Annotated in this window: 9 protein-coding genes and 1 tRNA gene; 2 read left to right on the top strand and 8 right to left on the bottom strand. The window is 72.3% G+C overall.

The window, feature by feature from the left end; genetic code table 11:
• Positions 1-138: 138 nt before the first annotated feature.
• A complete protein-coding gene (locus ACFWEJ_RS05520) occupies positions 139-588 on the bottom strand; it encodes a TM2 domain-containing protein (protein ID WP_377228203.1) in 450 nt (149 codons plus the stop codon).
• A gap of 154 nt (positions 589-742) precedes the next feature.
• Here ACFWEJ_RS05520 and ACFWEJ_RS05515 point away from each other — a divergent pair.
• Positions 743-816 (top strand) — tRNA-Gly (locus ACFWEJ_RS05515).
• Positions 817-882: 66 nt separating this feature from the next.
• Here the strand turns inward: ACFWEJ_RS05515 and ACFWEJ_RS05510 are convergent.
• The 5 genes from ACFWEJ_RS05510 to ACFWEJ_RS05490 form a co-directional block, all read right to left on the bottom strand.
• On the bottom strand, positions 883-1659 hold the full coding sequence (locus ACFWEJ_RS05510; protein ID WP_377228202.1) for a class I SAM-dependent methyltransferase: 777 nt from the start codon (positions 1657-1659) through the stop codon (positions 883-885).
• An 81-nt stretch (positions 1660-1740) separates the two neighbouring features.
• The gene (locus ACFWEJ_RS05505) at positions 1741-2298 is read right to left on the bottom strand and encodes a hypothetical protein (RefSeq protein ID WP_377228201.1); all 558 of its coding nucleotides are present in this window, start codon (positions 2296-2298) and stop codon (positions 1741-1743) included.
• A gap of 32 nt (positions 2299-2330) precedes the next feature.
• Positions 2331-3152, bottom strand: coding sequence for a DUF1206 domain-containing protein (locus ACFWEJ_RS05500; RefSeq protein WP_377228200.1), 822 nt, complete (start codon positions 3150-3152; stop codon positions 2331-2333).
• 157 nt (positions 3153-3309) lie between these two features.
• On the bottom strand, positions 3310-3684 hold the full coding sequence (locus tag ACFWEJ_RS05495; RefSeq protein WP_377228199.1) for a hypothetical protein: 375 nt from the start codon (positions 3682-3684) through the stop codon (positions 3310-3312).
• Entirely contained in the window at positions 3681-3980 is a 300-nt protein-coding gene (locus ACFWEJ_RS05490) for a hypothetical protein (RefSeq protein ID WP_377228198.1), read from the bottom strand. The genes ACFWEJ_RS05495 and ACFWEJ_RS05490 overlap by 4 nt, the downstream gene beginning before the upstream one ends.
• A 113-nt stretch (positions 3981-4093) precedes the next feature.
• On the opposite strand from ACFWEJ_RS05490, the gene ACFWEJ_RS05485 reads away from it, so the two are divergent.
• Positions 4094-4840: a GntR family transcriptional regulator gene (locus ACFWEJ_RS05485; RefSeq protein ID WP_377228197.1), complete on the top strand. Its 747-nt coding sequence runs from the start codon at positions 4094-4096 to the stop codon at positions 4838-4840.
• Between the two features lie 107 nt (positions 4841-4947).
• Here ACFWEJ_RS05485 and ACFWEJ_RS05480 read toward each other — a convergent pair whose 3' ends face one another.
• Together ACFWEJ_RS05480 and ACFWEJ_RS05475 are read right to left on the bottom strand one after the other, a co-directional pair.
• On the bottom strand, positions 4948-5862 hold the full coding sequence (locus ACFWEJ_RS05480) for a hypothetical protein (RefSeq protein ID WP_377228196.1): 915 nt from the start codon (positions 5860-5862) through the stop codon (positions 4948-4950).
• 1 nt (position 5863) lies between these two features.
• Positions 5864-6919: an SPFH domain-containing protein gene (locus tag ACFWEJ_RS05475; RefSeq protein WP_377228195.1), complete on the bottom strand. Its 1056-nt coding sequence runs from the start codon at positions 6917-6919 to the stop codon at positions 5864-5866.
• Positions 6920-6935: the final 16 nt, after the last annotated feature.

The following is a 6935-nucleotide window of genomic DNA, read 5'->3' as shown; positions in this document are numbered from 1 at the left end:
TTTTTGTTTATACCATAAAGATAGGGGGGGGGGTGTGGCGCACCCGGTTAGGGTCGGGGGGGGCGGGGGGCGGCGCCGCCCCGTCCGGGAGCGGCGCCGTCCGCGCCGGGACGACGACGCCGCGTCAGCGGGCGGCCGTCACCACTGCAGCGGCCGGTGCTTCGCGTCCACCGACCAGTAGCCCTTGCGCATCACGAGGTACAGGATGCCCTCGATCGCGCCCCAGATCGCCGGCACGAACCACGCCTGGCCCAGGGAGACCGCCGTGATGAGGAGCATGATCCAGCCCAGGCCCTTGTAGCCAAGGTAGAACCGGTGGGCCCCGACGACGCCGAGCAGGATCCCGAGCAGGCCCGCGGTGATGCGCGACTTGCGGCCCGGCACGTGCTCCGGCGGCGGGGTGGGGCGGTCGTAGTCGTACTGCTGCTGGTAGTTCGCGGGTCCGGACTTGGCCGCGGACCCGGACTTCGGCTTCTGCAGCGCGCGCGTCTCCTGCGGAGGCGGCGGTGGCTGCGGCGGCCGCGGAGGCAGGGGCTTCGTCTCCTGGTAGATCGGCTCGGTCGGCTTCTCGCTGGGGTGCTCGCTCACTGCTGCTCCGGCTGCTCGGCGACACTCGCGCGGATCTGGTTCGGGCATCCGGGCGAGTTTGGGTATGATCAGGTCGCGCGCCAGGTTCACGGGCGCTGTTGCGGAACCCTAGCGGGATTCCGGAACGGCAGAAAACCGGTCAGAACCGGACGTTGCGGGTGTAGTTCAATGGTAGAACTTCAGCTTCCCAAGCTGATAGCGCGGGTTCGATTCCCGTCACCCGCTCCAGCACGAAGCCCCAGGTCAGAGCAGGTTTTCTGGCCTGGGGCTTCGTCGTTCCCGGGGGTCCTCCGGTCAGGCAACCGGCAGGAGCTTGAAGATCAGGATCCCCAGGTGCTTGTTCATCCACGCCTGCTTGTGCGGGTAGCGACGCCGGGCGTCCTCGGACAGCTGGGGCTCGACAGCGGCCTCGACCCGGAATCCGGCTGCGCTGAACAGGTTGAGCAGGTCGGCGAGCGTGTAGCCGTGCTTCGTGAGGGCGACCCGGTCGTCCCACCCGCGGTGGTAGTAGGTGTACGGAGCCGTGGAGTAGTACTCCTCGCCGAGGGTCGTGCCGTTCTGCTCCGCCCGTTCGACGGCCCACCGGATCGGGTGGGTCCTGGTCAGCAGGACGAATCCGTCGGGGGCGAGCATCGTCCGCGCCACCCGCAACGTACGCACCGGGTCGTCCGCGTAGCCGATGGTCTGCAGGAACAAGATCCGGTCGAACCTCCGGTCCGCGAGCCCGGGCACTGACTCCAGGTCGGAGAGGTCGCCCCGGACGAGCTCCATGCCTGGTGTCGGGCCGGCCGGGAAGTTGCCGCTGATGTCGACACCGACGGAGGCCGTCGCACCGTCGCGAACCAGCTCGGCGAGCTTGGCTCCGTTGCCACAGCCGACGTCGAGCACCGAGAGTCCGCCGACGTCGCCCAGGAGGTCCCGCTGTGCGGGCCACTCCACCAGGCGGTCCAGGGAGTCCTCCTTGGACCTGGCCTGCTCATAGCCCTGGGCGAGCCTGAGCCACGGCTGGCTCTCGTCCCCGCCGCTCCCAGGGGAACTGGTCGTCGCGCGAGAGTCGTCAGGTGCCGTCACGAAGCTGAACCTAGCCGCGCGGCGCCCTCCAGGCGAGGGGTCGGGCTCGCACGTCTCCGTCTACCGGATCCCGCCGTCGCACTAGCGGCAGTCGATGGTGTGGTCGGCCGGCCAGACCGGGTCGTACGAGGTGCCGATCACGGTCAGGGTTCCACCTTCCTGCCCCAGATCCAGGTCGTAGCGGCCGTCACGGATCGGCCGGGCGCGGTCGTCGGCGGTCCAGGTCCCGGTCCGCTGCCCGACGCCGAGACCCCGCACCACGTAGACGTCTCCGCCCCCGGACAGCAGATCCGATGTCTCCCGCGTCACGACGCGGCAGCCGTCGGAGGCCTCGTGCGGGAGCACCCGGTACTCCGCCTCGTAGAACATGTCACCGGTAGCCGCGAGGCCGATGCTCACCACAGCCAGGACCGTCGAGGCTGCGCGGATCCGGCGCAGGACCGCCCGTCTTGCTTCCTGCGCCTCGTCGACGGCAGGCACACGGGCGGAGCGCGGGTACCAGAGAAGCACCAGCGCGACGGCGGCGAGCACGACGCCGAGTCCCCAGCCGGGGACGACGTGACCCCGGACGACCAGCACCCAGCCGAGCCAGGGCGCCACCGCCGCGAGCGCCACGCCGCAGAGTCCGGCGAACCTCATCGCGCTGAACGCTCCGGCGGCTCCCGTGCGCATCAGAGCCGCGCGAACCGGGCGCGGGCGAAGGAGTAGCCGCCGAACGCGGCGATACCCACCCCGACCACCAGGAGCAGCACCGTGCCGTACGGCTGGTCGCGCATCGTGTGCAGCGCCTCGTCGAGACCGCCGGCCTGCTCGGGGTCCGTGGTCACCGCGGCGGCGACCACGAGGCCGCCGACGACGCCGAGCGCGATCCCCTTGGCCACGTAGCCCGCCTGTCCGAGCCGCACCACCACCGGGCGCACGGCACTGCCGCCCGTGCCGACGAGGTCCTCCAGGAACTTCTTCCGGACGCCCTTGACCACGTGGTAGCCGCCGACGCCGACGATCACCAGACCGGCGGCGCCCACCAGCCAGGCACCCGCGGGCATCGCGAGGACGCGGGCCGTCAGGCTCTCCTCGCTGCCGCTACCGCTGCCGCCGCCGCCGGAGCCCTGCGCATACCGGACGCCGGTGACCGCGAGCGCCCCGTAGAGCACAGCCTTGGCCACGCTCTTGGCGCGCGCCGCCACCTGGTTCTCCGCGTTCGGCACGCCGACGACGGCGGTGGCGAGCTGCCAGAGCGCGAGCGCGGTGAAGCCCACGGCGACCAGCCAGAGGAGCGCCTCCCCGCCGGGCATCCGGGCCACCGCGCGGAAGGCGCCGGACTGGTCGGCCTGCCCCTCGGTCTGCCCCAGCGCGAGCTGGACGGCGAGCCAGCCGATCAGCAGGTGCAGCACGCCGGAGGCGACGTAGCCGCCCCGGGCCAGGCCTCGGACGGCGCGGCTGTTGCGGACCCGCCGGACGGCGTCGCCGGCAGCAGTGGAGTTCTCGGACACGGGACACCTCCGTCGGGCCGCGGGAGTCGCGACGCCGTACACACTGGCGCACCCGCACGCCGCTCAGCAAGAACCGCGGCCCGGCATGCCCAGCGAGAACGCCGCGGGCCGGACCCACCGCCCGGCCCGCGGCGTTCGTTCGTGGGGGGAGCCGCGCTCAACCCCGGACGGGCGCCGTCACGTGCAGCGACACCGGGAGGCCCTCCCCGGCGGCGGGGACCCAGCCGGTCCAGCATCGCCAGACCGCGCGCCCGTGTGCCGGGCCGGCGTGATGCCCCAGCCGCTCGGTGAGGTGGAGCATCCGGGCGAGCCGTGCGGCGTCGGGCTCGCGCGCGGCGACCACGTCCACGGTCAGCACGCCCACGACGTCGTCCTCGAGGTCGAGGTGGTCCACGCCCGCCCGTACGTCGAGGGTGTGGATGTCGAAGATGTGGGCGATGAGCGCGGTCACCTCCACGAGCTCCGCGAGGTGTGCGCCCGGCGTCGGGCAGCCCTCCGGGCCGAGGCCCGCGTTGCAGGATCCTGCTGTCATGTGGGCCACGCCCGGACCTCGCGGATGCTGCCCCGCAGGTCGCCGTAGACATACAGGTCCAGGTCGTTCCAGCACCCGGTCCACATCGTGAAGCCCGGCCGGGTCGCCGGATAGTCCGTCGCCACGGTGATCCCGAGCTGCGCCGCGATCGCGGCACCCTCCGAACGCCGTGTCGGATGCACCACCAGATGATCACGGAACACCTCGACCCACTTGACCCGCGCATCCCCGATCTCTGCCAGCAGCAGCGTCGCACCCGTCGCGGAATCCGCCAGGTTGCCCGCAATCGTTGCCATTTCTCCCACCTCTCTGCACCTACCTCTAGGCGCATAGACAGCCTGTTGCGGGTTAACTGGGAGTTGCAACCGCTACGCGGAAAAGTTGCGTATACGCACTGGCTGCGGGTTAGGTGGGTTCCGTGTCTAGAGAGGGACGTGTGACTGCCGCAAGCATCGCCAAGGATCTTCGTGCCGCGATCCGCTCCGGGACCTACAAACCGGGCGATCGTCTTCCGAGCGAAGCAGCGCTCATGTCGAACTACGGCGTGGCCCGCATGACCGCGCGCCACGGCCTGTCGATGCTCAAGGACGAGGGTCTGACCGTGACCCGGCACGGCTCCGGCGTGTTCGTGCGCGCCTTCGAGCCGATCGTCCGTGACAGCACGGGCGGAAAGCCCGGCGAGTCCACGGTGACGGCCGAGATCGACGAGACGGGCGCGGGCCTCACGGTCCGCACGCTTGCCGTCACGGCGGAGGCCGAGCCCTCGGAGAAGATCCGCGCCACCCTCGGCCTCGCCGAGGGCGACAAGGTGACCGTGCGCGAGCGCCTGCACCTGCGGGAGCGCAAGCCCGTCCTGTTCGCGACGTCGTACCTGCCCGCGTCGATCGCGGCCGGGACGCCGATCGCGGACCAGGAGGTCGGGCCGGGCGGCACGCACGCGCGTCTGACCGAGGCGGGGCACGCGCCCGTGCGGTTCCGCGAGGACGTGGTGGGCCGGATGCCGACGATCGAGGAGATCGAGGAGCTGCGCATCGAGCCCGGCACCCCGGTGCTCGCGGTCACGCGCACCGCGTTCACCAAGGACGGCTCGGCCGTCGAGGTGAGCCACGTGGTGCTGGACGCGGGCGAGTTCATGCTCCGCTACGACATCGACTGAGCCGGAGGTGCAGCGCAGGGTGGGGGCCGAGGAACGAGGCACCCGCCCGAAGCGGAACCGCAGGCTCAGTCGACACAGGTAGAGCCTGAGCCGGAGCCCCACCCGCCTCACACGAGCCGGAGCCTTCGCTCCGCCACGCCGATCCGGACCTCCTGCCCCCAGGAGACCTCGAGCCGGTCCGCCTCCATGCCGTCGCCGAACACGACGAGCCGGTCGGACTGGACGGTCACCACGAGCTCGCCGCCGCGCCCGAGCACACCTTCCGTCATCGTGACGCCGGTGATCGGCGACGGCCACGCCTCCCGGACGAACCAGGCCAGCGCCGGGTCCGTGGGACCGGGCAGCCGGCGCCCGCCCCGGTCGTGCGCGATCGACGCGCACCAGCCGGTGGCGCCGGTGCCGGTGCTGACGATCAGGCCCGACGACGACTGCCGCTCCGTACCGCCGTCGACCCCCAGCAGGTAGCGCGCCGACTGGTGGCTCGGGTGACCCAGGAACAGCTCGTTGACGGCGTGCAGCTCCTGGCCGTCGTCGAGGCGCGCGTGGACCATGGTGAGCTCGTCGTGGAGCAGCGACGCGGACGACGCCTCGTTCGCGCCGCCCCGCGGCGCGGCCAGGCTGCCGATGATCTCCGCGACATCGCCGACGTCGTGCCGCACGAGCACCCCGAGGTTGGTGCCCGGTTCGGGGTCGACGCCGATCACGAGCTGCCGGTCCAGGTACTTGGCCACGTTCGCGACCAGCCCGTCCTGCCCCACCACGAGGACGACGTCCTCGGGCGCGAAGAGGAACCGGTCCAGGTCCGCGCGCTCCACCTCCGCGAGCGCCCAGTCGGACGGCACGCTCGCCGCGACCACCTTGCGGGCGGTCGCGGCGGCGTCGTGCCGGGCCTCGACGTCGGCGAGCGTGCGGCCCCGGGTGCGGAGGAAGAACTCCGCCTGGCCGCGGGTCGCGTGCCGGTCGAGCAGCTCGTCCAGCTCCGTCCGCCGGTGCACCAGGACGGCGCGGGTGCGGAGGGCCATGTCAGCGCTCCGCGGCCGGCGCGCCGTTCGCCGCGGCGGCACCGTCCGACGTCGGCTCGCCCGCCCGTGCCGTCAGCGCGCCCAGGAGGCCGCTCACCAGGTCGGGCGTGACGGTCAGCGAGCCAACGTTCGGCAGGTGCGGCGCGGCGTCGCGCAGGGCGAGCGCCATGAGCACGTCGCGTCCCACGTTCGCGTAGACCGCCATGAGCGCGGCCTCCTTGGCCGCCTCGGCCTCACCCAGCCGGCGTAGCGAGGCCGCCTGGGCGGTCGCCGCGATCTCGCGCCGCTCGGCGTCGGACTTCGCGGACACGAGGGCGGCGGCCGCGGCCTCCTCCGCCTCGCGACGCTTGTTCGCACCCTCCTGGGCCACGAGCTGCTCGCGCCGGGAGGCGAGCTCGATCTGGCTCGCGAGCTCGTTCTCGGCGATCTTGCGCTCCCGTTCGACGGCGACGGCGCGGCGCTCGTAGGTCGCACGGTCGGCCTCCGCCTGGAGCCGTTCGCGCACGGGCGTGCGCAGGGCCTTCTCGACGTCGCCCTCAGGCCGGACGGCGAGCACCCGGACGCCCAGGATCTCGATGCCGGTCGCGGCCAGGCGCGCGTCCTCGCCGAGGGCGCCAAGGGCAGTCCGCACGCGGCCGACGCCGGACTCCAGCGCCTCCTGAAGGTCCAGCGTGGCGATGAGGTCGACCGTGAGGCTCTGCGCGAGCTGGCCCACGATGGCCCCCACCTGCTGGCGGCCGCTCGCCTCCTGCCCCTTGCCCGTGACGGGGAAGATCCCGAAGTCGAGGCGCTGGGACGCGAGCACCGGGTCGCCGAACCGGTAGGTGACGTTGGACTGCACGCTGACGTCCTGCTGGTCGCGCGTGACGGCGTGGAACAGGACGGGGAGCTCCTGGTCGGTGGCGGGCACCTCGCTGAGCACGGACGTGTCGGGCCGGAACCAGAACGCCTGGCCCACCCCCTCGTGCCGCACGGCGCCGTTGCTGAGGTGCACCACGTAGTCGCTCGCGGTGCCCAGGAACTGGCGGAACCCGGGGTAGCGCTTGATCGTCGCCATCGTCTGACTCTCCTTG

Source organism: Promicromonospora sp. NPDC060204 (assembly GCF_042728455.1).
Lineage (GTDB): Bacteria > Actinomycetota > Actinomycetes > Actinomycetales > Cellulomonadaceae > Promicromonospora.
This window is presented reverse-complemented; position numbering and strand designations above follow the sequence as displayed.